This is a genomic window from Seohaeicola sp. 4SK31, assembly GCF_028802875.1.
Taxonomy (GTDB): domain Bacteria; phylum Pseudomonadota; class Alphaproteobacteria; order Rhodobacterales; family Rhodobacteraceae; genus Seohaeicola.
Map to the genome: position 1 here is coordinate 63,121 of NZ_JARAMP010000005.1, position 26,153 is coordinate 89,273.

Below are 26,153 nucleotides of genomic sequence, written 5' to 3' on the forward strand. Positions count from 1 at the left end.
GATGACGCAGCCCGACCCGATTCTGGACCCGACACAGCAGCCCGAGGATTTCGATCGCGCCCTGCGTCCGCAGGGCTTGGACGAGTTCATCGGACAGGCCGAGGCGCGGGCGAATCTGCGCGTCTTCATCCAGTCGGCGCGCCAGCGCGGCGAGGCGATGGATCACACGCTGTTTCATGGCCCCCCCGGTCTGGGAAAGACCACGCTGGCGCAGATCATGGCGCGCGAATTGGGGGTGGGGTTTCGGATGACATCCGGCCCCGTGCTGGCCAAGGCGGGCGATCTGGCGGCGATCCTGACCAATCTGGAAGCGCGCGATGTGCTGTTCATCGACGAGATCCACCGGCTGAACCCGGCGGTGGAGGAGGTGCTTTACCCCGCGCTGGAGGATTTCCAGCTTGATCTGGTGATCGGCGAGGGACCTGCGGCGCGGACCGTGCGGATCGAATTGCAGCCCTTCACGCTGGTGGGGGCGACCACGCGGATGGGCTTGCTGACCACGCCATTGCGTGATCGTTTCGGGATTCCCACGCGGCTGGTTTTCTATACGGATGCGGAACTCTATGAGATCGTGATCCGCAATGCCCGGCTTTTGGGGGCGCCCGCCGAGGAAGGCGGCGCGATGGAGATCGCGCGCCGGTCACGCGGCACGCCGCGCATCGCGGGGCGCCTGTTGCGCCGCGTGGTGGATTTCGCGCTGATCGAGGGCAATGGCCGCGTGACGCGCGAGATTGCGGATTACGCGCTGACCCGGCTGGGCGTGGATCATCTGGGGCTGGACGGGGCGGATCGGCGTTACCTGCGTCTGATCGCCGAGAACTATCAGGGTGGCCCGGTGGGGATCGAGACGCTGTCGGCGGCGCTGTCGGAAAGCCGCGATGCGCTGGAAGAGGTGATCGAGCCTTTCCTGCTGCAACAGGGGCTGATCCAGCGCACGCCGCGCGGCCGGATGCTGGCGCAGAAGGCGTGGACGCATCTGGGGCTGGATGCGCCCAAGCGTGAGGCCGATCTGTTCGGCTGAGGCGTGGACTTTGAGTATTTTTGGCAAGATGAAGGAAAGGGCGCGGGCATGGCGGAGGCGTTGAGCGCGAAGGATGTCGAGGCGCTGTTCACGCGGTCTGATGGCACATATGCCTTTGCGCGCTGGGGGCGGCCGATCGCGCCTGTGGTGTTCGGGGTCGAGGATGAGACACTGGCCGTGATCAAGGGCGCGCTGGAGGCGGTTGTGACGCTGGCGGGCCATGAGATGGCCGAGACCGACCCGGAACTGGGCGCGAACCTGATGGTGTTCTTCTGCCGTGATTGGGATGAGTTGGCAGATGTGCCCAATCTGGACCGTCTGGTGCCGGACCTTGTGCCCCTGGTGGCGCGGTTGAAGGCGGCGGAGGCCAATCAATACCGGATTTTCCGCTTTGATGCGGCAGGCGGGATCAAGGCGAGTTTCGTGTTCTTGCGGATGGATGCGCATTTGCAGGCGGTGGGGGCGGATGTTCTGGCGCTGTCACAAGTGGTGCAGACGATTTTGCTGTGGTCGGATATGGCGTTTCGGGATCGCTCGCCGCTGGCGGTGGCGGGCGGGCAAACGATCCTGCGGCCCGAGATCGCGGGGCTGATCCGGGCGGCCTATGATCCGGTGATGCCTGTAGTGGCGCAGGATGCGTCCCATGCGTTGCGTCTGGTGGCGCGGCTGGGGCGGGTGGTGTGATCAGCCTGGCGTGCCGCCCAGGGCGCGGGTGATCTCGGCCGCGGCGGCGGCGACCTGGCGGCCATAGTCGGGGATGCTGCGCGCGTCGAAGCGGGCCGAGGGGCCGGAGATGGAGACGCCGCCCACAGCCTCGCCCTGCGCGTCGAAGATGGCGGCGCCGATACAGGCCATGCCCAGATGCCGCTCCTCGCGGTCAAAGGACCAGCCGCGCGCGCGGGTCAGGTCGAGATCGGCGAAAAGCTCGGCCGGGGTGGAAAGCGTGTGATCCGTGAAGGCGGGCAGGCCCGCCGATTGGATCAGCGCGCGCAGGCGGGGTTCGGACAGGGTGGCGAGGATGGCCTTGCCGGTGCCCGAGGCATGCATCGGCGTGCGCGTACCCGGGTTGAAGAAGGCGCGGATCGGGTGCGGGGTTTCGATCTGGCCGATGAACACCACCTCGGCCCCGTCGCGGATGGCAAGATTCGCGGTTTCGCCCGTGGAGTCCATCAATGCGCGCATGACAGGGCGGCTGAGTTCGGCCAGATTCATGCGCTTGAGGAAGGAGGCGCCCGTCCGATAGGCCTCGATGCCCACCATCCAGTCCTGCGTCGCCTCATCCAGTTCGGCGAAACGGTGTTTTTGCAGCGTGGTCAGGATGCGGTGCGTGGTGGCCGTGGGGATGCCGAGGCTGAGCGACAGATCGGTCAATGAGGCGCGTTCCTGCCGGGCCAGTGCGTGCAGCACGCCCAAGGCGCGGTCCAGCGCCTGCATGGTTTGCGCGCCGGTGTCGGTGAAGGGCGATTTGGGGCGGCCGCGTGATTTGCGTTCGGTCTGGGTCATGGATCTGTCCTGATGCGGGCTTGGCTGCCGCACAGGGTAGATCATTTCTGAAAAATATTTTCAATGTGGGGATGAAAAGATTTTTCAGAAACAGGAAAAATCATAAAAAACAGGTGGTCAGCGTCTTTTTGTCAGAAGTGGAAAGAGTTTTTGAGAAAATTGCGGGCTGGGAAAACTCTGCTACCCTAGGGGCAACTCAGGAGGAGAGCGACCATGTCCGACCAGAACCCGGTGTTCATCCCCGGCCCGACCAATATCCCCGATCGTCTGCGTCTTGCGATGCAGGTGCAGACCCGCGATCATCGCGCGCCGGATTTTGTCGATACTTTTGCCCCCGTGCTGGAAGATACCAAGCGTGTCTTTGGCACTGTGTCGGGGCGCGTTATCACCTTTCCGTCCAGCGGGACGGGCGGATGGGAGGCGGCGATCAGCAATACGCTGTCGCCCGGTGATCGTGTGCTGGTGGCGCGCTATGGCATGTTCTCGCATCGCTGGATCGACATGTGCCAGCGGCATGGGCTGGATGTGCAGGTGATCGACTGCGACTGGGGGACGGGCGCGCCGGCGGACCTGTTCGCAGAGGCGTTGCGCGCGGATAAAGTGCACAAGATCAAGGCGGTGCTGGTCACGCATAACGAGACGGCGACGGGTGTCGTGTCGGACATTGCCGCCGTGCGCGGTGCGATGGACGGGGCGGGGCATCCGGCGCTGTTGATGGTGGATTGCGTCAGTTCCCTGGCCTCGATGCCCTTCGAGATGGACGCCTGGGGCGTGGATATCGCGGTGGCAGGGTCGCAAAAGGGGTTCATGCTGGCGACCGGCATGGCGATCCTAGGGGTCAGTGAAAAGGCGCTGAGCCATATGGACAGCGCGAAGCTGCCGCGCACGTTTTTCGATTTCCGCGACATGCTGGCGGCCAATGCCAAGGGGGGCTTTCCCTATACGCCGCCCTTGCAATTGATCTACGGGATGCGTGAGAGCCTGAAGATGCTGTTCGAGGAGGGGTTGGACAATGTCTATGCCCGCCATACGCGGCTGGCGGGGGGCGTCCGGGCGGCGGTGCGGGCTTGGGGGATGGATCTGGTGGCGCGGTCGCCGGAGCTATATTCCGATACGGTGTCGGCCATCTATGTGCCGAAAGGGTTCGACAGTAACGCGCTGACGGAACATGCCTTTTCGGCCTATGGCCTGTCTTTCGGGATCGGGTTGGGGCAGATGAATGGCAAAGCCTTCCGCATCGGGCATCTGGGGATGCTGACCGATGTGATGGTCCTGTCGGGGCTGGCGGGGATCGAGATGGCGATGGCGGATCTGGACTATCCGATCCGGCTGGGCGCAGGCGTGGCGGCGGCGCAGGATCATTTCCGGGCGACGCGCGCGGCATCCTTGAAATCAGCGGCGTGAGGAGGCGATGAAAGACGTGATTTATCCAAGTTTTGACGATGTGATCGCGGCGCATGAGCGGATCCTGCCCTATATCCATCGCACGCCTGTGCTGACATCGACTTACCTGAACGCGCTGACCGGGGCCGATCTGCATTTCAAATGCGAGAACTTCCAGAAGGCGGGTGCCTTCAAGGTGCGGGGCGCCTGCAATGCGGTGTTCGGCCTGCCCGAGGAGAAACTGGCGCGCGGTGTGGCGACGCATTCCAGTGGCAACCATGCGCTGTCGCTGTCCTATGCGGCGGGGCGGCGGGGGATCCCCTGCACGGTGGTGATGCCGCGCACCGCGCCCGAGGCCAAGAAGGCGGCCGTGCGGGGCTATGGCGGGCGGATCGTGGAATGCGAGCCGTCCACCAGCAGCCGCGAGGCGGTCTTTGCCCAAGTGGTCGAGGAAACGGGCGCGGAATTTGTGCATCCCTACAATGACTTGCGCGTGATCACGGGGCAGGCGACATGCTCGCGCGAATTGATGGAGCAGGTCGAGGGTCTGGACGGGATCGTGGCCCCGATTGGCGGCGGCGGCATGATTTCGGGCACCTGCCTGACCGTGTCGAGCACCGCGCCGGGGGTGAAGATCTATGCGGCAGAGCCGCTGAATGCGGATGACGCGGCGCGTAGTTTCCGCGCGGGACATATCATCGCGGATGATGCGCCGGTGACTGTGGCGGATGGCCTGAAAGTGCCGCTCAAGGAGAATACATGGCACTATGTGTCCAACCATGTGACCGATATCCTGACCGCGACGGAGGAGGAAATCATCGCGGCCATGAAGCTGACATGGGAGCGGATGAAGATCGTGATCGAGCCAAGCTGCGCCGTGCCGCTGGCCGTGATCCTGAAGAATAGGGACGTTTTTGCGGGCAAGCGCATCGGCGTCATCATCACCGGCGGCAACGTCGATCTGGACAAATTGCCCTGGATGCAGGGCTGAGGAGACACCCCATGACCAAACATGTGAACCTGTCGGATTATGAAGTGGGCTATGATATTCCCGCCGCGATCGGGATGGATGAAAAGGATATCCAGACGCCGTGTCTGGTGCTTGATCTGGACGCTTTGGAGTGGAATATTGCAAAGATGGGTCGTTTCGCGCAAGAAATGGGCGTGAGGCACCGGGTGCATGGCAAGATGCACAAGTCCGTGGATGTGGCGTTGTTGCAGGAGCGTCTGGGCGGATCTTGCGGCGTGTGCTGCCAGAAGGTGTCCGAGGCCGAGGTGTTCGCGCGCGGCGGGATCAAGGATGTGCTGGTCAGCAATCAGGTGCGCGATCCGGCCAAGATCGACCGACTGGCGCGCATTCCCAAGCTGGGGGCACGCACGATTGTCTGCGTGGATGACGTGGAAAATGTCGCCGATCTGTCGGCGGCAGCGGTCCGGCATGGCACGCAGATCGAATGTCTGGTCGAGATCGACTGCGGCGCGGGGCGCTGCGGGGTGACGACGACGCCTGCTGTGGTGGAAATCGCTCGGGCGATTGATTCCGCGCCTGGCCTGCGGTTCGCGGGTTTGCAAGCCTATCAGGGCGCGATGCAGCACATGGACAATTATGATGACCGCAAGGCCAAGATCGACATTGCCGTGGCGCAGGTGCGCGATGCGGTCGAGGGGTTGAAGGCCGTGGGGCTGGACTGCGATATCGTCGGCGGCGGCGGCACGGGCAGCTATTATTTTGAAGGGAATTCGGGCGTTTACAACGAGTTGCAGTGCGGGTCCTATGCCTTCATGGATGCGGATTACGGGCGGATTCTGGACAAGGACGGCAAGCGGATTGATCAGGGCGAGTGGGAGAATGCGTTGTTCATCCTGACGAGCGTGATGAGCCATGCCAAGGCGGACAAGGCGATTGTCGATGCCGGGTTGAAGGCGCAGTCGGTGGATAGCGGCCTGCCGGTGATCTTTGGGCGCGATGACGTGACCTACGTGAAATGTTCGGATGAGCATGGGGTTGTGGCCGATCCGCAGGGTGTCTTGAAGGTCAATGACAAGCTGCGGCTGGTGCCCGGTCACTGTGATCCGACCTGCAATGTGCATGACTGGTATGTCGGCGTCAGGAACGGCAAGGTCGAGACGCTGTGGCCCGTGTCGGCGCGCGGGAAGGCGTTCTGAGATGGGTCAGATTGCGATCATCCCCGAGGATGTCTGCGCGCAGGTGGTGACGCCCGAGGCCGCTTTTGCGGCGGTCGAGGGGGTCTTTGCCGCCATGGCGCGGGGGGAGGCGCGGAACTTTCCGGTGGTGCGCGAGGCGTTGGGGCATGCGGATGCGCTTTATGGTTTCAAATCGGGTTTTGACAAGGCGGGGATGGCGCTGGGTGTGAAATCAGGTGGTTTTTGGCCGGGAAATGTCGCCCTTGGGTTGACTAATCATCAGTCCACGATCTTCCTGTTCGACCCTGATACCGGCCAGTTGCAGGCATTGGTGGGCGGAAATTACCTGACTGCGATCCGCACGGCGGCGGCCTCGTCCGTTTCGATCGCGCATCTGGCGCGGCCGGATGCGAAGGTGCTGGGCATGGTGGGTGCGGGGCATCAATCGACCTTCCAGCTGCGCGCGGCCGTCCGCCAGCGGGCGTTCGAAAAGGTCGTGGCCTGGAACCCGCATCCCGACATGCTGCCGAAACTGGCGGCGGTGGCGGCGGAGCTTGGCCTGCCTTTCGAGGCGGTGGAGCGCGAAGCGCTGGGAGCTGAGGCGGATGTGATCATCACCATCACCTCGGCTTTCGAGCCGCTGATGATGAAGGGCTGGATCAAGCCGGGCACGCATGTCGCCTGCATGGGCACCGATACCAAGGGAAAGCAGGAGGTGGATGCCAATCTGCTGGCGGCGGCGACGGTGTTCACCGATGAGGTGGCGCAATCCGTCACCATCGGCGAGGCGCAGCATGCGATTGCCGCGGGGCTGATCCATGAGAGCGACATTGTGCCGCTGGGGGCGGTGATCAACGGGACCCATCCGGGCCGGACGGGGGCCGATGAGATCACGGTTTTCGATGGCACCGGGGTGGGGTTGCAGGATCTGGCGGTGGCCCATGTGGCGATGCGCGCGGCACAGGCGCGGGGGCTGGGGGCAAGCGTCGCGCTGTGAGGGTTGCGGTCGGGGGTGGATTTGGCGCTAATGCGTGCAACCATCCCTGACCGAAGGCCACGCCCATGCCCCATACTCTGCCGATCCGCGTCTATTACGAGGATACCGATATGGCGGGGATCGTCTATTACGCCAATTACTTACGCTATATCGAGCGGGCCCGCAGCGATTGGGTGCGCGGGTTGGGGATCGACCAGAACGCGATGAAGGCGCAAGGTCTGGTCTTTGCGGTGCGGCGGGTCGAGGCGGATTACCTGATGCCCGCGCGATTGGACGACGAACTGGTGGTCGAGACCGAGGTGGTGCAGGTCACGGGCGCGCGGCTGGTCATGGATCAGGTGGTGTGGCGCGGCAAGGACCGGCTGTTTCACGCCATTGTCACTGTCGTGGTGATCTCGGACAGCGGTCATCCGGCGCGGATGCCGGCAAATATTCGCCAGATGTTGCATTGATGTGATCGAATGACGCAGATGTGTTGGCCTTCCCCTTTGAACTAGGGTAGTTTGCCTGCCAAATGGACCGCCAACGCGGCCGATAGTCAGAGCAGGCATAATGGAAACCGAGATCATCGCTGGCGCCGCCGGGGCGGACTACACCATGTGGGCATTGTTCGCCCGCGCCACAATCGTCGTTAAACTTGTCATGATAATACTGGTTCTGTGCTCCTTCTGGACATGGGCCATCGTGATTCAGAAAACGATCCGCTTCCGCAAGGCGCGTGGCGAATCTGCGACATTCGATCAGGCGTTCTGGTCGGGCGAACCGCTGGACGAGTTGTTCCAGCAGATCGGGCCGGAGCCTGCGGGCGCATCCGAACGGGTCTTTGCGGCGGGCATGATGGAATGGCGGCGCAGTCATCGCAACGATGGCGGCCTGATCGCAGGGGCCTCGGCCCGGATCGACCGCAGCATGGATGTGGCCATCGCCAAGGAAGCGGATGAGTTGCAATCCGGTCTGACGGTTCTGGCCACCATCGGCTCTGCCGCGCCCTTCATCGGCCTGTTCGGGACCGTCTGGGGGATCATGCATTCCTTCATCGAGATCGCCAAGGCGCAGAACACCTCTCTGGCCGTTGTGGCCCCCGGCATCGCCGAGGCGCTGCTGGCGACGGGCATCGGCCTTGTCGCGGCCATTCCGGCGGTGATCTATTACAACAAGCTGAGCGCGGATGCGGATCGGATCATCGGGGGCTATGGCGCCTTTGCCGATGAATTCTCGACCATCCTCAGCCGTCAGTTGGATAGCTGACGATGGGCGCGGGTGTTGTCAAAAGCGGTGGTGGCGGATCGCGCCGGGGGCGGCGGCGCGGGGCCGGGCGCGCCGGTGTCGTGTCCGAGATCAACATCACGCCTTTCGTGGACGTGATGCTGGTGCTGCTGATCATCTTCATGGTCGCGGCCCCGCTGATGACCGTCGGTGTGCCGGTGGAATTGCCCAAGACGGCGGCCACGTCATTGCCTGCGGAGCAGGAAGAACCGCTCAGCATCACCATGACGGCCGAAGGCGCGGTGATGATCCAGATGACCGAGGTGCCGCTGAATGATCTGGTGCCGCGCTTGCAGGCGATTGCGTCCGAGCGCGAGGGGGATCGCATTTTCCTGCGTGCGGATGGGGCGGTGCCCTATGCGGATGTGGTCACGGTGATGGGCGCGCTCAATCGCGGCGGGTTTTCCAATATCGGTCTGGTGACCGATCTTGGCGGTCCGGCGCTGGACGGAACCCAGCCCGCCGGGCAGGGCAACTGAGGGCGCCGTGCGGATCGGCTATTACATCTCTGGCGCCGGGCATATCGGTCTGATCCTGTGGATGTTCTTCGGGGGCATGTTCAACACGCCCCCGCAGTCGTTCGAGGTCACCGAGGTGTCGGTCATTTCCGGTGCGGAGTTCGAGGCGATGATGGCCGGCGTGCAGACCCCCGAGGTCACGACGGATGTGGCCATGCCCGCGCCCGAACTGCCCGCCGAGGAAGTGCCGCCCACCGAAAGCCAGCCCGACCCGACCCCGCCGCCTGCCGAGCCGCAGGTGACCGAGGCGCCGCCCGCGGACCCTGTGCCGCAACAGCCCGAGCCTTTGCCGCAGCAGGCCGAGGCCGAGGTCAGCGATGAGGCCCCGGTGATTGCGCCGCCACCCCAGGAAGAGGTGGTGCTGGCCCCGAACACATCCGACCGTCCGGTTCCGCGTCCCGCCGAGCGCGTGGCCCCGGAGCCTGTGGCCGCGCCCGAGCCGGATACGCAGGTGGCCGATTCCGTGACCGAGGAAGTTGTGCCCGACGAGTCTGCCGAGGTTGTCCGCGAGGAGACCGAGGGCGGCGCGCCCGAGGAGGCGACGACCCGGATCGTGACCGAGGCGATGGAGGAACCTTCCGCCGCGCCGACAACCTCGATCCGGCCGCGCACGCGTCCTGCGCGGCCAGAGCCCGCGCCCGTGGCCGAAACCCCGCGCGAGCCGGCGCCGCAACAGCAGGCGCAGGAACAGCCGGCGCAGCAGCCCGACCGCACAGCCGATGCCGTGAATGACGCCTTGCGTCAGGCCCTTGAGGGCGGCGCGGCCAGCCCCGCCGCCGGTGGGCAGAGTGGCCCGCCCATGACGTCCGGCGAGCGTGACGCGCTGCGCGTGGCCGTGCAGCAATGCTGGAACGTGGGATCGTTGTCATCCGAGGCGCTGCGCACAACGGTTGTGGTTGCGGTGTCGATGACCGAAGATGGACGCCCGCAGCCCGAGACGCTGCGCATGCTGAGCCATGACGGCGGATCGGCCGAAGCGGCGCGGCAAGCCTTTGAATCCGCGCGCCGCGCGATCATCCGTTGCGGGGCCAATGGCTTCAGCCTGCCGCGCGACAAATACGACCAGTGGCGCGATATCGAAATGACGTTCAATCCCGAGAACATGAGGATCAGATGATGACACGTGTGTTGACCCTGCTGGCGGCCTTGCTCGTCCTTGCGATGCCTGCGGCGGCTCAGACCGGCGGCCCGCTGCGCATCGAGATCACCGAGGGTGTGATCGAGCCCTTGCCCTTTGCCAACCCGGATTTCGTGGCCGAGAACGCCGCCGCCGCCGAATTGGCGCGCCAGATCGCGCGGGTCGTGTCCGAGGACCTGACGGGAACGGGTCTGTTCCGCGAGATCCCGTCGAGCGCCTTCATCAGCCAGATCACCAGCTTCAACAGCCCGGTGCAGTTCAGCGACTGGCGCGCGATCAACGCGCAGGCGTTGATTTCCGGGGCGGTCAGCGTGGGCGGCGATGGATCTGTGGCGGTGAAGTTCCGCCTTTATGACGTGTTCGCCGGTCAGGAGCTGGGCGACGGGTTGCAGTTCAACGGCACGCAGGCCGGGTGGCGGCGCATCGCGCATAAGGTGGCCGATGCGGTCTATAGCCGGATCACGGGCGAGGGCGGCTATTTCGACAGCCGCGTCGTCTATGTGGCCGAGACCGGCCCCAAGGATGACCGCCGCAAGCGTCTGGCGATCATGGATTATGACGGGGCGAATGTGCAATACCTGACCGACAGCAATTCCATCGTGCTGGCGCCGCGTTTCTCGCCCACCGGGGACCGCATCCTTTATACCAGCTACGAATCCGGCTTTCCGCGCATCTATGTGATGGATGTGGCTTCGGTCGGGCGGCGGGCGCTGCCGACGCTGGAAGGCGACATGAGTTTTGCGCCGCGTTTCGCACCCGATGGCAATACGGTTGTCTATTCGCTGACCACAGGCGGCAATACAGACATCTACCGGATGGATATCAATTCGGGGGCGGCAACGCGCCTGACCTCGACCCCGTCGATCGAGACGGCCCCGAGCTTCAGCCCGGATGGCAGCCGGATCGTGTTCGAGAGCGACCGGAGCGGCACCCAGCAGCTTTACATCATGGGCGCGAATGGCGGCGAGCCGCAGCGGATCAGTTTCGGGCAGGGCCGCTACGGCACGCCCGTCTGGTCGCCACGCGGGGACCTGATCGCCTTCACCAAACAGTCCAAGGGCCGTTTCCATATCGGCGTTATGCGGACCGACGGATCGGAAGAGCGGCTGCTGACCGCGTCTTTTCTGGATGAGGGTCCGACATGGTCGCCCAATGGCCGCGTGATCATGTTCACCCGCGAGACACAGGGCGAAAGCGGGGCCGCATCGCTGTATTCGGTGGATATCTCGGGGCGCAATCTCAAGCAGATCAGAACCGAGGGCGGCGCATCCGACCCGGCATGGTCGCCGTTGCAAAGATAGGCCAAGGCCGCGCGCACCGATTCCCTTGGGCGCGCGGATGTGCTAAAGACATCGACGAAACAGGCAAATTCTTGTGACACACAACAACAACGGGGCACCCATCATGACTCTCTTCACACGCGGCATCCTTCTGGCTTCTGTTCTGGCGCTGGCCGCCTGCACCAACCCTGACCGTTTCGACAGCGCGGGCGCTGGCGGTGCCGGTGGCGCGGGCGGGGCAGGTGGCATCGGCGCGCCGGGCAGCGCATCGGACCCGCGCTCGCCGCTCTATTTCCAGCAGACGATCGGGGATCGCGTGCTGTTCCAGGTCGACCAATCCAGCATCACGCCGCAATACCAGACCGTTCTGGACGGGCAGGCGCAGTGGCTGATGACCAATACCGATTACGTCGCCATCATCGAAGGCCATGCCGACGAGCAGGGCACGCGGGAATACAACCTTGCCCTTGGTGCGCGCCGCGCCAATGCCGTTCAGGAATACCTTGTCTCGCGCGGGGTGGCCCCCAGCCGCTTGCGCGTGATCAGCTATGGCAAGGAACGCCCGATCGAGCTGTGCAGCGACGAGGCCTGCTATTCGCAGAACCGCCGTGCCGTGACTGTCATCTCGGCTGGCCTGTCCAGCTGATCGGGGGTTTCGCATGACGCTGCTTTCCGCATGTCAGATGGGGGCGGGCCGTTTCGGCCCGGCCCTGCGGCCCGTCCTTGGCCGGTTGCGCCTGTCGGTGATGGCGCTGGCGCTGAGCGGCGCGCTCTTGCCGCAGATGGCCCCCGCGCAGGACAGCCAGACCCTTGCGGATATCCGCCAGGAAATGTCGATGCTGTTTGTCGAGGTGCAGCGCCTGCGCCGCGAGTTGTCCACCACTGGCGCCTCGGGCTTGGCGATCCCCGGCGGCTCGGTGCTGGACCGCGTCAACGTGATGGAAAGCGAGTTGCAGCGTCTGACCCGCAAGACCGAGGAGCTGGAGTTCCGGATCAACAGTATCGTTTCGGACGGGACCACCCGTCTGGGCGATCTGGAGTTCCGCCTGTGCGAGTTGGAGACAGGATGCGACATCGGCAAACTGGGTGAGACGACGACCCTTGGCGGCGGTCCCGCTCCGGCCACCACGGGCATGATCGCCTCGCCGATCCAGCCCGCGCCGGGCGGCGCGGCCTCGCCTTCCACCTCCACCCCCAGCGCCCCCACGGCGGAACTGGCCGTCGGTGAGAGAGCAGACTTCGAGCGGGCGTCGGAGGCGCTCGCATCCGGTGACTTTCGCGGCGCCGCGGACCTCTTTGCGACCTTTAATGAGACCTATCCGGGCGGACCGCTAGCGGCGGAAGCCGATCTGAAACGCGGTCAGGCCCTGTCGCAACTGAATGACGTGCGGGGCGCTGCGCGGGCCTATCTTTCGGCCTTCACCACCGACCAGACCGGCCCGAACGCGCCCGAGGCGCTGTTCCGGCTGGGCGATGCGCTGGGACAACTGGGCCAGACGCAGGAAGCCTGCACGACCCTGCAAGAGGTCGGTGTGCGCTTTCCGCAATCGGCCAGCGTCGCCTCGGCGCAGGAGGCCCGCACCCGTCTGGGCTGTCTTTGACGGCAGAGCGCGACGATCAGGCCGCGCTGGTCGCGGCGGTCGGTCGCGCGCTTGATCGGACGGCCCCGACCGGCATCGCCGTGTCGGGCGGCAGCGACTCGTTGGCTTTGCTGCATCTGGCGCATGACGCGGCGCGGGCGGAGGGTCTGGCGATCGCTGCCGTCACTGTGGATCACGGTCTGCGGTCCGAGAGTGCCGCCGAGGCGCAGGGCGTGGCGCGGATCTGTGACGACTTGGGCATTCCCCATGATACGCTGCCTTGGCAGGGCTGGGACGGGCGCGGCAATCTGCAGGCGGCGGCGCGGGAGGCGCGGTATGGCCTGATGGCGGCATGGGCGCGCGGGCAGGGGATCGGCACGATCCTTCTGGGACATACGCAGGACGATCAGGCCGAGACTTTCCTGATGCGGCTGACGCGGCAGGCGGGTCTGGACGGGTTGTCGGGCATGGCGGCCGGTTTCGAGCGCGACGGGATGGCATGGGCGCGGCCCTTGCTGGATGTGACGCGGGCACGGTTGCGTGACTGGCTGACCGGCCGGGGTATCGGGTGGATCGACGATCCCTCGAACGACAATACCCGTTTCGAGCGGGTCAAGGCGCGCCGCGCGCTGGCGGAACTGGCTCCCTTGGGGATCGACGCTGGCGGATTGGCCCGCGTGATGGCGCAACTGGCCGATGCGCGGGATGCGCTGCGCGCGCAACTTTATGATATCGCGGCGATAACCGTGCAGCAGGACCGGGGCGATCTGATCCTTGATTGGGCGGCATGGGCGCGGCACCATCCCGAGATGCGCCGCCGTATCCTTGTGGCGGGGCTGGTCTGGGTGGCCTCGACCCCCTATCCGCCCCGGCGCGAGGATGTCGCGGCGCTGTTGCAGGCGGTGGAGCGGCCGGGGCAACGGACGCTGGGGGGCTGTCTGGTGCTGCGACAGGGCGCGCTGCTGCGGATCACGCGGGAGCATCAGGCGCTGCGCGATCTGACGGGGGCGACCGACCGGCCTTGGGATGGCCGCTGGCAACTGGATGGCCCGCATGATCCTGCCCTGCATGTGGCGGCCTTGGGCGAGGCGGGGCTGCGGCTTTGCCCGGACTGGCGCGAGACGGGGCTGCCACGGGCGGCGTTGCTGGCCTCGCCGGCGGTGTGGGAGGGGGAGCGGCTGATCGCGGCACCGCTGGCCGGGGTCAATCCAGACTGGTCGGCGCGGATTGTCGCGGATTTTCACGCCACGCTGCTTTCGCATTGAAGTAAACCATTTGTTGCCTATTTTAGACCTAAGGTTCGTGGCATATTGCGGCGGACCAGAAGATTTGTGGGAGACATGCCTTGGGCAACGCGCGAAACATCGCTTTCTGGGTCGTTCTGTTCCTGCTGATACTGGCCCTTTTCAACCTGTTCAGCGGATCCGGAAACACCCTGCAAAGCCAGAATATCAGCTATTCGGAATTCGTCCGGGCCGTGGAAAGCGAACAGGTCAGCCGGGCGACGCTGGACGGCGAGCAGATCCGCTACCGCAGCACCGATGGCCGCGACTATGTGACGATCAAGCCCGAAGATGCGCAGGTCACAGACCTTCTGATCGCGAATAACGTGCCGGTGACGGCGGAAAGCCAGCAACAGTCGGGCTTCCAGACCTTCATCCTGTCGCTTCTGCCCTTCCTGCTGCTGATCGGCGTCTGGGTCTATTTCATGAACCGGATGCAGGGCGGCGGCAAAGGTGGCGCGATGGGTTTTGGCAAGTCCAAGGCGAAGCTGCTGACCGAAAAGCATGGCCGCGTGACCTTTGACGACGTGGCCGGTATCGACGAGGCCAAGGAAGAGCTGGAAGAGATCGTCGAATTCCTGCGCAACCCGCAGAAATTCAGCCGTCTTGGCGGCAAGATCCCCAAAGGCGCGCTGCTGGTGGGCCCTCCGGGCACCGGTAAGACGCTGCTGGCGCGGGCCATTGCGGGTGAGGCGGGCGTGCCCTTCTTCACCATCTCTGGTTCCGACTTTGTGGAAATGTTCGTGGGTGTCGGTGCCAGCCGGGTGCGTGACATGTTCGAACAGGCCAAGAAGAACGCGCCCTGCATCGTCTTTATCGACGAGATCGACGCCGTGGGCCGTGCGCGTGGCGCAGGCTATGGCGGCGGCAATGATGAGCGGGAACAGACGCTGAACCAGCTTCTGGTGGAAATGGACGGGTTCGAGGCCAATGAAGGTGTGATCATTCTGGCCGCCACCAACCGACGTGACGTGCTGGACCCGGCTTTGCTGCGTCCGGGTCGTTTTGACCGTCAGGTGACCGTGCCCAACCCCGATATCAAAGGCCGTGAGAAGATCCTTGGCGTCCATGCAGCAAAGGTGCCGCTGGGCCCCGATGCCGACATGCGCATCATTGCGCGCGGCACGCCCGGTTTCTCGGGTGCGGATCTGGCGAACCTTGTGAACGAGGCGGCGCTTATGGCCGCGCGTGTGGGCCGCCGTTTCGTGACGATGGCCGATTTCGAGAATGCCAAGGACAAGGTGATGATGGGGGCCGAGCGCCGGTCGATGGTGCTGACGCCCGACCAGAAGGAAAAGACCGCCTATCACGAGGCTGGCCATGCGGTTGTCGGTCTGGCGCTGCCGAAATGCGATCCGGTCTACAAGGCGACGATCATCCCGCGCGGCGGTGCGCTGGGGATGGTGGTGTCCCTGCCCGAGATCGACCGGCTGAACTGGCACAAGGCCGAATGCGAGGAAAAGCTGGCCATGACCATGGCGGGCAAGGCGGCCGAGATCCTCAAATATGGTGAGGAGAACGTGTCCAACGGTCCTGCCGGTGACATCCAGCAGGCCAGTGCGCTGGCCCGCGCGATGATCATGCGCTGGGGCATGTCCGACAAGGTTGGAAATATCGACTATGCCGAAGCGCATGAGGGATATTCCGGCAATACGGCGGGGTTCTCGGTCTCGGCCCATACCAAGGAGCTGATCGAGGAAGAGGTGAAGCGCTTCATTCAGGAAGGGTACGAAACCGCCCACCGCATCCTGACCGAGCGCAAGGACGAGTGGGAACGGCTGGCGCAGGGTCTTCTGGAATATGAGACCCTGACCGGCGAGGAGATCAAGCGCGTGATGCGTGGCGATCCGCCCCATGCCAATGATGATGAGGATGACAAGACCGACAAGGGCACAGCCGCATCCGTCACGGCCATTCCCAAGACCAAGCCCAAGGTGAAACCGGCGGGCGGGTTGGAACCTGAGCCGACGTAATGGCCACAAGCCTGCATACAGACTGGGACCCCGGAACCTATAGCAGGTTCCGGGGTCTTCGCTTGCGCCCCGCCCTTGATCTGCTGCGCGCGCTGCCGCCTTTGCCCGAAGGTCCGGTGGTTGATCTGGGCTGCGGCAATGGCGCGGCGGGACCTGCGCTGGCCACGCTGGGCCGGACTGTCACGGGGATCGACGCGTCTCCGGCGATGCTGGGCGAGGCGCGTGAGACGGGCGTTTACGCATCGCTGCATCAGATGGATATCGCGGCATGGACGTCAGAAGGACCGGCCCCCGCGCTGATCTTCTGCAACGCGGTGCTGCATTGGCTGCCGCATCACGAGGTGCTGATCCCGCGATTGGCCGCGATGCTGGCCCCTGGCGGCACGCTGGCGGTGCAGGTGCCGCATCAGAACAACGCGCCCTCGCACCGGGTGTGGCTGTCGCTGGCGGATGAGCTTTTTCCCGGACGGATCGACCCGGATCAGGGCCCCGCTGTGCTGCGCCCGGCGGAATATCATCGGCTGCTCACGCCTCTGGGTGCGCTGAGCCTGTGGGAGACCGAGTATTATCAGCAGCTTGACGCCTGCGCCGACGGCCATCCCGTGCGCCGCTTTACCGAGACGACCTTCGCCCGCCCCATCCTTGCCGCACTGGACGACGATGAACAGACCCGCCTGATCGCCGCCTATGAGGCGGTGATGGACAAGGTCTATCCCGCCGGGGCCGATGGCACGGTGCTGTTCCCCTTCCGACGGATGTTTTTTACGCTGACGGTCCCGGCCTGACATCGGACGCTGCCTGCCACATAGACGGCGATGGCTGCATCCGGCGGGGGAAGCCCAGCGTCAGAGGGGGGCATCGGGTCTGAAACCGGTAACGCCTTGCCTTGGCGCCACCTTTGTCATTCACTGACCCTCAACACGAGAGCGAGAGCGGGGGCCACCATGCGCCACGACTATCTGCATGACGCCGCAAGCGGGCGGCTGATCGCAGCGCCTGACACGGACAGTCGCGCGGTCTGGACCGATTTGCTGGCACCCACTTCCGAGGAGGAGGCGGCGCTGGAGGCGGAACTGGGGATCGACCTGCCCACCCGCGACGACATGCGCGAGATCGAACCCTCGGCGCGGATCTATTCAGAGGACGGCGCGCTGTTCATGACCGCCACCGTTCTGGCCGGGGCGGCGACGCTGGAGCCTGTCAGCGAACCCGTGACCTTTGTGTTGACCTCGGACCGGGTGGTGTCGATCCGCTATCACGAGCCTTATTCCTTGCAGAACGTGCCCCAGCGCGCGGCCGGGTTGCAGGCCGATTGCGCGACGCCGCTGAGGATGCTGATGACGCTGATGGAGGTGCTGGTGGAGCGTTGCGCCGACATCCTTGAGGCCGAAAGCCAGTCGGTCGATGCGCTGAGCCGCCAGATCTTTCAGCCGGCGGGCCAGCCTGCGCAGAAGGGCGTCGATCTGTCGGCGGTCATCAGCCGGATCGGGCGGCATGGCGAGTTGAATTCCCGGTTGCAGGACAGCCTTGTCACCATCGAGCGGATCGTCAACCACATGACCCAGATGCGTCTGGCCGCGCGCAAGGATCGTGCGGGGCAGGACAGTGCCAACCAGAAGGATGCGCCATCGGGCGGGCCGGTGTCGGGACTGAACGGGCGGGACAAGCGCCTGTTGCGCGACATCCGCTCGCTGATCGCCTATTCGGACGCGCAGTCGCAGCGGGTGACCTTCATGCTGGACGCCACGCTGGGGCTGCTGAACATCCAGCAGAACGGGATCATCAAGATATTCTCGGTCGCCGCCGTGGTGTTCCTGCCGCCCACGCTGATCGCATCGATCTACGGGATGAATTTCGATGTCATGCCGGAACTGGCCACCCCCTATGGCTATCCGCTGGCGCTGGGGGGCATGGTGCTTTCCGCGATCCTGCCGTATCTGTTCTTCAAGCGGAAAGGCTGGCTTTGACCGGCCCCGTGGCCCCGTCCAGCATCGCAAGGTGATATGTCATGCCAGCCCTTCTTCCCACAGGCTTTTCCGGCCGCATCACTTGGCTCGGGGTCATCACCTCTGAGGATCGCAAGGCGCTTGTGGCCGAGGCGCGCGATGCGCTGGATCTGACCTATGCGGGCATCGCAGGGTCCGTGCATGGCGGTGTGACGCGGTTGTCCTGTAGCCGGGTGACGGCGCAGCATCCCAAGGGCACGCCGATCCGGAATGAGCGGCAACTGTCGATCCTGTCGGTCGAGGAGATGGGCCAGATCGCGGCGCGCATGGGGCTGGACACGCTTGACCCGGCGCGATTGGGGGCGTCCATCGTGATCGAGGGGATTGACGATCTCAGCCACCTGCCGCCCTCGTCCCGGTTGCAGGCACCCTCGGGCGCGACGCTGGTCGTGGACATGCAGAACCGTCCCTGCATCCTGCCCGCGCGCAGCATCGACACGGTGCATCCCGGATATGGCAAGGCGTTCAAGCCCGCAGCCGAGGGGCGGCGGGGCGTGACCGCATGGGTGCAGCGCGAAGGGCGCATCGCGCTGGGGGACAGGCTGACCCTGCATGTGCCGGATCAACGCGTCTGGGCGCATCTGGCCGACGCGCGGCGGCGTTGACGGGGGGACGAGATCCCGCATAGCGGCCGAAACACCCGCGCATGAGCAGGCCAGACCCCTTGGGGGCCGTTTGTTTGGCCGCAAATGTCGGAAACGCGATCTTTACGCCCGCCCCGGCTCTGTATAGCCAAGGAACTGTCGGGACAAACCGACCAGACAGGGAAGAGGGACATGACGTTCAGATCCGATATCGAGATTGCCCGCGACGCGCGCAAACAGCCGATCCAGGAGATCGGGGCCAAGCTGGGCATCCCGGCGGCGCATCTGCTGCCTTACGGTCATGACAAGGCCAAGATCAGCCAGGAGTTCATCTCATCGGTGCAGGATCGCCCGAACGGCAAGCTGATCCTTGTGACCGCGATCAATCCGACCCCGGCGGGCGAGGGCAAGACGACCACCACTGTCGGGCTTGGCGACGGGCTGAACCGCATCGGCAAACGGGCGGCGATCTGTATCCGCGAAGCCTCGCTGGGGCCGAATTTCGGCATGAAGGGCGGGGCCGCGGGGGGCGGCTATGCCCAGATCGTCCCGATGGAGGAGATGAACCTGCATTTTACAGGGGATTTCCACGCCATCACCAGCGCCCACAACCTGCTGTCGGCGATGATCGACAACCATATCTACTGGGGCAATGCGCTTGAGATCGACGCGCGGCGCATCACGTGGCGGCGCGTGATGGACATGAATGACCGCGCCCTGCGCGATGTGGTGGTCAGTCTGGGTGGCGTATCGAACGGTTTTCCGCGCCAGACCGGGTTCGACATCACGGTTGCCTCGGAAGTCATGGCGATCCTGTGCCTTGCCAAGGATCTGGCCGATCTGGAGCGGCGTCTGGGCGATATCGTCGTGGCCTATACGCGCGAGCGCAAGCCGATCTATGCCCGCGACATCAAGGCGGACGGCGCGATGACGGTTCTTTTGAAGGATGCGATGCAGCCCAATCTGGTGCAGACCTTGGAGAACAACCCCGCCTTCGTGCATGGCGGGCCCTTTGCCAATATCGCGCATGGCTGCAACTCGGTGATCGCCACGACGACGGCGCTGAAACTGGCCGATTACGTGGTGACCGAAGCGGGTTTCGGGGCCGATCTGGGGGCCGAGAAGTTCATGAACATCAAATGCCGCAAGGCCGGGCTTGCGCCGGATGCGGTGGTGATCGTGGCGACCGTGCGCGCGATGAAGATGAACGGCGGGGTCGCCAAGGCCGATCTGGGGGCCGAGAACGTGGCCGCCGTGCAGGCGGGCTGTCCGAACCTTGGTCGCCATATCGGCAATGTGAAATCCTTCGGCGTGCCTGTCGTGGTGGCAATCAACCATTTCGCGGGCGATACCGCCGCCGAAATCGCGGCGGTTCAGGCCTATGTCGCCGAACAGGGCGCAGAGGCGGTGCTGTGCAAACATTGGGCACAGGGCGGGGCCGGGACCGAGGAACTGGCCCATAAGGTCGTGGCGCTGGCGGAAAGTGGGCAGGCGCAATTCGCGCCGCTCTATCCCGACGAGATGCCCCTGCTGGAGAAGATCGAGACCATCGCCAAGCGCATCTATCACGCCGATGCCATTCTGGCCGATGACAAGATCCGCGCGCAACTGGCCGAGTGGGAGGCGGCGGGTTACGGCCATCTGCCGGTCTGCATGGCCAAGACGCAGTATTCCTTCACCACCGATCCGACCCGGCGCGGCGCTCCCGTGGGTCATACGGTGCCCGTGCGCGAGGTGCGCCTGAGTGCCGGGGCGGGGTTCGTGGTGGCGATCTGCGGCGAGATCATGACCATGCCCGGCCTGCCGCGCACCCCCAGCGCCGAGGCGATCCGGTTGAACGGGGCGGGCCAGATCGAGGGATTGTTCTGAGCCCTGGCCGGGGATGCCTCCGGCGGGGATATTTGCGGCAAGAAGAGACGGAAGGGCAAGGCATATGACAGCCAGCATCATCGACGGCAAGGCATTCGCGGCGGGGCTGCGGGACAAGGTGGCGGGGCATGTCGCGCGCCTCGGGGCGGATCATGGCATCGTGCCGGGATTGGCCGTGGTGCTGGTGGGCGAGGACCCGGCCTCGGAAGTCTATGTCCGCTCCAAGGGCAAGATGACGGTCGAGGTCGGCATGCGGTCCTTTGAGCATCGTCTGGCGGCGGATACGGATGAGGCGACGCTTCTGGGCTTGATTCAAAAGTTGAACAATGATCCACAAGTGCATGGTATCCTTGTTCAATTGCCGCTGCCCGCGCATCTGGACTCTGATCTGGTGATCAATGCGATCGACCCGGCCAAGGATGTGGACGGCTTCCATATCTCGAATGTCGGGCTGCTGGCGACGGGGCAGAAGGCGATGGTGCCCTGCACGCCGCTGGGGTGCCTTTTGATGCTGCGCGCCCATCACGGCGAGCTGTCTGGGATGGAGGCTGTGGTGATCGGCCGGTCCAACATCGTGGGCAAGCCGATGGCGCAACTGCTGCTGGGGGAAAGCTGCACGGTGACGGTGGCCCATTCGCGGACCCGTGATCTGGCAGGCGTGGTGCGGCGGGCCGATATCGTGGTGGCCGCCGTGGGGCGCGCGCAGATGGTGCCGGGCGACTGGATCAAGCCGGGGGCGACGGTGATTGATGTGGGCATCAACCGCGTGGATGCGGGCGGGGGCAAGACACGTCTGGTGGGCGACGTGGAGTTCGACAGCGTCGCCGCCGTGGCCGGCGCCATCACCCCGGTGCCGGGTGGGGTGGGGCCGATGACCATCGCCTGCCTGCTGGCCAATACCGTCACCGCCTGCTGCCGGGCCAATGACCTGCCCGAACCCGAAGGTCTGACGGTCTGAGGCGCGATCGGCCTGCCGGGCGGTGCGTCTGATCCCGCCGCGTGGCGGGCGTGATCACGCGAAGCCGTCCACCGGCACCATCGTGCCTTGCAGGATCGCGATCAGGGTCAGCTTGTCCGCCTGTCGGGCATGCACTTCGGCGCTGACCACCATCAGGCGGCGGCCCGGCTTGATCACCCGCCCTGTCGCGATCAGCAGATCGCCCACGGCCGGGGCCAGCAGGTTGATCTTGATCTCGGCGGTCAGCACGTCGCGGTCGGGCGGCATCAGGCTGAGCGCGGCATAGCCTGCGGCCGTGTCACCCAGCGAGAAGGTCAGCCCGGCATGGCCAAACCCCTGCTGCTGGCGCAGACCGGGCAGGATCGGCGCTTCGATCCGCACCTCGCCGGGGCCGAGTTCCGCCAGTCGCGCGCCAAGCGTCTGCATCATCGTCTGCGCCTCGAAGCTGCGGGAAATGCGGTCGGAAGTAAACTGGTCCATCTGAGATACCGTTCTGGGTTGAATTCTGGTGACAGCCGACCGACCCGGCGCGGGGACGGCCGCATTGTGCAAGCTTGCCGGATCAGGACAGACCAAATAAGTATGCGGAAGTATAGCCATGTCTTTGACATAAGGGACAGCCATCGATGCCAGAGGCGTTCATCTCTGCGGCGCGCGCATTGTCGATGCGGGGCAACCTGTCACTCGGACTGCTGGCCATTCTGGCGGCGGTCGTGACGGGCCCGTTCGACACGCACCGGACGCTTAGCCTGCCGATGCAGGTTGGCTATTGGAGCGTGATCGTCCTGGGTTCGATCTTCATCGCGACCCTGGTTCAGGACTATCTGGCGCCCCATATGCGGCACCTGCCGATGTGGCAGCAGGCATTGGCGGATTCGATCGGCATGGCGGTGCTGTTCTCACCGCTGGCCTATGGCTGGACCTATCTGCTGGTCACGCCGCTGGATGGAAGTCTGATGGCTTTTCACTGGTTCGTGCTGGATGTCGCCCTGATCAGCTTTGCGATCTTTGCCGCGCGCCGGATCATCATCACCCGGGTCCGGCTGGCGGCGTTCGAGGCCTCGGACAGCGGGGCGATGCCGGGGCTGACGCCCGAACAGGAGGCGCGTCCGCGGCTCTATCGCCGGATTGCGCCCGATGATCCCGGCCCCATCATCCGGATCGAGGCGATGGACCATTTCGTCAACGTGGTGACTCCGCAGGACATTTATCAGTTGCGGCTGCGGTTTGCGGATGCGGTGGATCAGATGGACGGGGTGGACGGGCTGATCACCCATCGTTCGCATTGGGTGGCGCGCGAGGCGGTGGATGATGTGGAGCGCGAGAACGGGCGCGTCTTCCTGCGTGTCGCCTGCGGGACGCGGGTGCCTGTCAGCCGCAAGCAGATCCCTGTGCTGGAGCAAACCGGGTTGATCTGATGCGCCGTCAGCGCGGCATGGGCACGGCCACGGCCTGACGCCCGGTCAGCACGGCGATGGCATCGGGCGCCATAAGGGCGTCCAGCACCGCATCCGTGCTGCGCAAGCCCCCTGTATAGGTGCCATAGGCGGGCAGGATCACGCGGGAGGCGTCGATCAGAAAGGCCGGGCGGCTGAGCGTGCCTGCACGGGTGCGGATCTGCGCCTTGGGGTGATAATGGCCCGAGATTTCGCCTTGCCCGGCGGGATCGGCGATATGGCGGAAGGTCAGCGGGGGCAGGCGCAGTTCGGCCAGATGGGTGCCGCCCAGATCGACGGGGCCGGGGTCGTGATTGCCCTCGGCCCAGATCCAGCGCCGCCCCGCCTGTAGCCGCGCGATCCAGAGGCGGGCGTCATCCGTCAGGCCATCCTGCGCGGCCAGATCGTCGAAACTGTCGCCAAGGCAGATCACGGTGGTTGCGCGGGTCGCGTCCAGATCGGCCTGCAGGCGGGTCAGGGTGTCCTGCACCTCATAGGGGGGCAGAGCCATGCCGCCGCGCCGCACACGCCGTTCCGATTTGCCGAAGTGCAGGTCTGACACGGCCAGCAGCCCCTGTGCGGGCCAGTGCAGCGCGCCAGAGGGCAGGGCATGCAGGGTTTCCCCGGCAAGGGTGAAGGCGTGATGGACCATGATCCGCCTCTTGGCAGGCGATCAGACCCAAGGCAAGAGGATCAGCTGAACCCGGCTTCGCGCATCAGTTCCTCTGCCGCCTCGGCCATCAGGCGTTCGCGGGCCATGCCCTCGACCGGAACGCGGCCCATTTCAAGAAAGAGCGGCGCGGAGAAGGGCGTCAGGCGGCTGAGGCGGATCACGTCGATCCGGTCGCCCACCCGTTCCAGCATCTCGCGCACGCGGCCGAAATCGACAAGGCCGCGCATCGCCTCGGTGCGGGTGATCTTGAGCAGCAGGTGATCGGGGTCGTATTTGACCAGCGTGTCATAGAGGATGTCGGACGAGAATGTCGCCTGCCGCCCGGATTTGCGCTGCCCCGCGCTGATGCGGTCGATCAGCCCCGCGATGGTGGCCGAGGCGCGGAAGGTGCGTTTCATCACAGCATTGCCCTTGAACCATGCCTCCAGCCCATCCTCCAGCTTTTGCGGATCCAGCAGGGCACGCGCATCGGTCAGGGGTTTCAGCCCCCAGATCAATGTCGCATAATCGGTGGCGACGAAACCCAGCGGGTCCAGCCCCATCTCCTCCATCCGTTTGGTCAGCAGAAGGCCGAGGGTTTGTTGGGCATTGCGCCCGGCGAACCCATAAACGCAGGCATGTTCGCGCCCGTCATGGGGAAAACTTTCGATCAGAAGCCGCCCCGGCTCTGGCAGGCGGCTGACGCGGGCCTGCAGGGCCAGCCAGTCGGTGATGTGCGCGGGCAGGTCCGGCCAGTCGTCCTGTTGCAGCATCCGCAGGATACGGGTGCTGAGCTGGGTGGAGGTGGCGAATTTCGTGCCCATGAAGGTCGCGATCTTGGGCTTGCGGCCGGGGTCGGGGCTGACCTCGACGGTCATCTCGCGCAGACCCTCATAGCGGACGATCTGCCCGCCGATCAGGAAGGTGTCGCCGGGGGTCAGGGTGGCGGCAAAAGCCTCCTCGATCTCGCCCAGGGGTTTGCCGCCGCGATTGCGCCGGAAGCGGACCTTGAGCGTGTCTGTGTCCTGTATCGTGCCTATATTCATGCGGATCTGGCGCGCGGCGCGCGGGTCGCGCAGTTGCCACAGCCCGTCCGGGCGCTGCATCAGGCGTTGCCAGCGGTCATAGGCGCGCAGGGCATAGCCGCCGGTGGCGATGAAATCGAGACAGGCGTCGAAATCGGCGCGGGTCAGGGTGGCATAGGCGCCGGCGGTCGTGACCTCGGCGTAAAGCGTATCGGCGTCAAAAGGCCCGGCGCAGGCTGCGATCAGGATCTGCTGGCAGAGCACGTCCAAAGGCCCGTCCCCACGTGGTTCGCCGTCAAGGTCATGGGCTTTGACGGCCTCCAAGGCTGCCAGACATTCGATCACCTCGAAACGGTTTGCGGGCACCAGAAGCGCCTTGGAGGGCGCGTTATAGCGGTGATTGGCCCGGCCAATGCGTTGCACGAGGCGTTTGACGTTCTTGGGTGCGCCGATCTGGATCACCAGATCCACATCGCCCCAGTCGATCCCCAGATCAAGGCTGCCGGTGCAGACGATGGCGCGCAACTGTCCGGCCACCATCGCCGCCTCGACCCTTGCGCGCTGTTCGCGGTCAAGGCTGCCGTGATGGATGCCGATGGGCAGCGCGTCCTCATTGGCGAGCCAGAGGTTGTGAAAGAAGATCTCGGCCTGCGCGCGGGTGTTGTGGAAAATGAGCGTGGTGTTGTGGGCCTTGACCTGCGCCAGCACGGCGGGGATCGCATAGGCGGCCCCTCCGCCGGACCATGGGGGCGGCTGGTCGGTGGTCAGCATGGCGATATCGGGGTCTGGCCCCGGATCGGCGGTCAGGATCGGGCAGGGGTCGGGGTGGCGCGCCAGAAAACGCGCGATGGCGGCGGGGTCATCCACGGTGGCCGACAGGCCCACGCGGCGCAGATCGGGACAGAGGGTTTGCAGGCGGGCCAGCGCCAGCATCAGCTGATCACCGCGCTTGGAGTCGGCCAGTGCGTGGATTTCATCGACCACCACGCGCTTGAGGCCCGCGAAGATGCGGGGGGCGTCCTCGTAGGAGGTCAGCAAGGCAAGGCTTTCCGGCGTGGTCAGCAGGATATGCGGCGGGTCGGCGCGTTGGCGGCGTTTGGTATGGGCGGAGGTGTCGCCGGTGCGGTCCTCGATCCTGATGGGCAGGCCCATCTCGGCCACGGGGGTTTGCAGGTTGCGCTTGATATCGGCGGCCAGCGCCTTGAGCGGCGAGACATAGAGGGTGTGCAGGCCCGTGTGGTCCGCGGTGGCGAGGTCGGCCAGCGTGGGCAGAAACCCTGCCAGCGTCTTGCCGCCGCCTGTGGGGGCGATCAGGAGGAGCGCCGGATCATGGCTGCGCGCCAGCATGTCAAGCTGATGCGGATGCGGCGCCCAGCCCTTGGTCTGGAACCAGTCGGTGAGGATGGGGGGCAGGGCGGTGCTCATGCGGGCTTAGGTAGGGCAGGCGCTGCGGCAAGGCTAGGGGGTGAAGAGAGACTGCGATGGGAATGGTGCGCCAGCCGTCATGGATCGGCACCTTTTGCGTGCGATCAGGCG

General features: G+C 65.1%; 25 protein-coding genes. 21 read left to right on the forward strand and 4 right to left on the reverse strand.

All coding sequences use genetic code 11. The features are described 5' to 3' along the window. Position 1: 1 nt before the first annotated feature. Together ruvB and PVW27_RS05720 are read left to right on the forward strand one after the other, a co-directional pair. On the forward strand, positions 2–1,021 hold the full coding sequence (gene ruvB, locus PVW27_RS05715) for a Holliday junction branch migration DNA helicase RuvB (RefSeq protein WP_274555906.1): 1,020 nt from the start codon (positions 2–4) through the stop codon (positions 1,019–1,021). 48 nt (positions 1,022–1,069) lie between these two features. Further along, positions 1,070–1,705, forward strand: coding sequence for a hypothetical protein (locus PVW27_RS05720; RefSeq protein WP_274555908.1), 636 nt, complete (start codon positions 1,070–1,072; stop codon positions 1,703–1,705). On the opposite strand, the gene PVW27_RS05725 is transcribed toward PVW27_RS05720, so the two are convergent. After that, positions 1,706–2,524 (reverse strand): IclR family transcriptional regulator, encoded by an 819-nt coding sequence (locus PVW27_RS05725; RefSeq protein WP_274555909.1) that lies wholly within the window; start codon positions 2,522–2,524, stop codon positions 1,706–1,708. It lies immediately after the preceding gene. A 213-nt stretch (positions 2,525–2,737) separates the two neighbouring features. On the opposite strand from PVW27_RS05725, the gene bhcA reads away from it, so the two are divergent. The 18 genes from bhcA (at position 2,738) to folD (ending at position 21,504) form a co-directional block, all read left to right on the forward strand. Further along, on the forward strand, positions 2,738–3,928 hold the full coding sequence (gene bhcA / locus PVW27_RS05730; RefSeq protein ID WP_274555911.1) for an L-aspartate--glyoxylate aminotransferase BhcA: 1,191 nt from the start codon (positions 2,738–2,740) through the stop codon (positions 3,926–3,928). 7 nt (positions 3,929–3,935) lie between these two features. After that, positions 3,936–4,898: a beta-hydroxyaspartate dehydratase BhcB gene (bhcB, locus tag PVW27_RS05735; protein WP_274555913.1), complete on the forward strand. Its 963-nt coding sequence runs from the start codon at positions 3,936–3,938 to the stop codon at positions 4,896–4,898. Positions 4,899–4,909: 11 nt separating this feature from the next. Then, positions 4,910–6,073 (forward strand): 3-hydroxy-D-aspartate aldolase BhcC, encoded by a 1,164-nt coding sequence (gene bhcC, locus PVW27_RS05740; protein ID WP_274555915.1) that lies wholly within the window; start codon positions 4,910–4,912, stop codon positions 6,071–6,073. A gap of 10 nt (positions 6,074–6,083) precedes the next feature. Further along, positions 6,084–7,049 (forward strand): iminosuccinate reductase BhcD, encoded by a 966-nt coding sequence (gene bhcD, locus PVW27_RS05745; RefSeq protein ID WP_274556128.1) that lies wholly within the window; start codon positions 6,084–6,086, stop codon positions 7,047–7,049. 65 nt (positions 7,050–7,114) lie between these two features. Next, a complete protein-coding gene (gene ybgC / locus PVW27_RS05750; protein ID WP_274555917.1) occupies positions 7,115–7,501 on the forward strand; it encodes a tol-pal system-associated acyl-CoA thioesterase in 387 nt (128 codons plus the stop codon). A 100-nt stretch (positions 7,502–7,601) separates the two neighbouring features. Beyond that, positions 7,602–8,297, forward strand: coding sequence for a protein TolQ (gene tolQ, locus PVW27_RS05755; protein ID WP_274555919.1), 696 nt, complete (start codon positions 7,602–7,604; stop codon positions 8,295–8,297). A gap of 2 nt (positions 8,298–8,299) precedes the next feature. Next, the gene (locus PVW27_RS05760) at positions 8,300–8,794 is read left to right on the forward strand and encodes an ExbD/TolR family protein (RefSeq protein ID WP_274555920.1); all 495 of its coding nucleotides are present in this window, start codon (positions 8,300–8,302) and stop codon (positions 8,792–8,794) included. A gap of 7 nt (positions 8,795–8,801) precedes the next feature. Further along, positions 8,802–9,950, forward strand: coding sequence for an energy transducer TonB (locus tag PVW27_RS05765; protein ID WP_274555922.1), 1,149 nt, complete (start codon positions 8,802–8,804; stop codon positions 9,948–9,950). After that, on the forward strand, positions 9,947–11,272 hold the full coding sequence (gene tolB, locus PVW27_RS05770) for a Tol-Pal system beta propeller repeat protein TolB (RefSeq protein WP_274555924.1): 1,326 nt from the start codon (positions 9,947–9,949) through the stop codon (positions 11,270–11,272). The genes PVW27_RS05765 and tolB overlap by 4 nt, the downstream gene beginning before the upstream one ends. 103 nt (positions 11,273–11,375) lie before the next feature. Beyond that, entirely contained in the window at positions 11,376–11,897 is a 522-nt protein-coding gene (gene pal, locus PVW27_RS05775; RefSeq protein ID WP_274555925.1) for a peptidoglycan-associated lipoprotein Pal, read from the forward strand. 100 nt (positions 11,898–11,997) lie between these two features. Then, positions 11,998–12,852 carry a tol-pal system protein YbgF gene (gene ybgF / locus PVW27_RS05780; protein ID WP_274556130.1) on the forward strand — a complete coding sequence of 285 codons (855 nt, stop codon included), beginning with the start codon at positions 11,998–12,000 and terminating at the stop codon, positions 12,850–12,852. Further along, positions 12,849–14,096 (forward strand): tRNA lysidine(34) synthetase TilS, encoded by a 1,248-nt coding sequence (tilS, locus tag PVW27_RS05785; protein WP_274555927.1) that lies wholly within the window; start codon positions 12,849–12,851, stop codon positions 14,094–14,096. The genes ybgF and tilS overlap by 4 nt, the downstream gene beginning before the upstream one ends. Positions 14,097–14,176: 80 nt before the next feature. Next, on the forward strand, positions 14,177–16,087 hold the full coding sequence (gene ftsH / locus PVW27_RS05790; protein ID WP_274555928.1) for an ATP-dependent zinc metalloprotease FtsH: 1,911 nt from the start codon (positions 14,177–14,179) through the stop codon (positions 16,085–16,087). Further along, positions 16,087–16,872, forward strand: a complete 786-nt coding sequence (locus PVW27_RS05795; RefSeq protein ID WP_274555929.1) for a methyltransferase domain-containing protein — start codon at positions 16,087–16,089, stop codon at positions 16,870–16,872. Before ftsH ends, PVW27_RS05795 begins: the two co-directional genes overlap by 1 nt. Positions 16,873–17,031: 159 nt before the next feature. Further along, on the forward strand, positions 17,032–18,054 hold the full coding sequence (locus PVW27_RS05800; protein WP_274555930.1) for a magnesium transporter CorA family protein: 1,023 nt from the start codon (positions 17,032–17,034) through the stop codon (positions 18,052–18,054). A 41-nt stretch (positions 18,055–18,095) separates the two neighbouring features. Continuing rightward, entirely contained in the window at positions 18,096–18,698 is a 603-nt protein-coding gene (locus tag PVW27_RS05805; protein ID WP_274555931.1) for an MOSC domain-containing protein, read from the forward strand. A gap of 171 nt (positions 18,699–18,869) precedes the next feature. After that, complete coding sequence (locus PVW27_RS05810) at positions 18,870–20,546, forward strand: formate--tetrahydrofolate ligase (RefSeq protein WP_274555932.1); 1,677 nt, start codon at positions 18,870–18,872, stop codon at positions 20,544–20,546. Between the two features lie 64 nt (positions 20,547–20,610). Further along, positions 20,611–21,504 carry a bifunctional methylenetetrahydrofolate dehydrogenase/methenyltetrahydrofolate cyclohydrolase FolD gene (folD, locus tag PVW27_RS05815; RefSeq protein WP_274555933.1) on the forward strand — a complete coding sequence of 298 codons (894 nt, stop codon included), beginning with the start codon at positions 20,611–20,613 and terminating at the stop codon, positions 21,502–21,504. Positions 21,505–21,558: 54 nt separating this feature from the next. Here folD and PVW27_RS05820 read toward each other — a convergent pair whose 3' ends face one another. Next, positions 21,559–21,984: a PaaI family thioesterase gene (locus PVW27_RS05820; protein WP_274555934.1), complete on the reverse strand. Its 426-nt coding sequence runs from the start codon at positions 21,982–21,984 to the stop codon at positions 21,559–21,561. A gap of 146 nt (positions 21,985–22,130) precedes the next feature. On the opposite strand from PVW27_RS05820, the gene PVW27_RS05825 reads away from it, so the two are divergent. Then, positions 22,131–22,922, forward strand: coding sequence for a LytTR family DNA-binding domain-containing protein (locus PVW27_RS05825; RefSeq protein WP_274555935.1), 792 nt, complete (start codon positions 22,131–22,133; stop codon positions 22,920–22,922). Positions 22,923–22,929: 7 nt separating this feature from the next. Here the strand turns inward: PVW27_RS05825 and pdeM are convergent, their stop codons facing one another. Together pdeM and PVW27_RS05835 are read right to left on the reverse strand one after the other, a co-directional pair. Next, on the reverse strand, positions 22,930–23,592 hold the full coding sequence (pdeM, locus tag PVW27_RS05830; protein ID WP_274555936.1) for a ligase-associated DNA damage response endonuclease PdeM: 663 nt from the start codon (positions 23,590–23,592) through the stop codon (positions 22,930–22,932). Between the two features lie 41 nt (positions 23,593–23,633). Continuing rightward, positions 23,634–26,042 (reverse strand): ligase-associated DNA damage response DEXH box helicase, encoded by a 2,409-nt coding sequence (locus tag PVW27_RS05835; protein WP_274555937.1) that lies wholly within the window; start codon positions 26,040–26,042, stop codon positions 23,634–23,636. Positions 26,043–26,153: the final 111 nt, after the last annotated feature.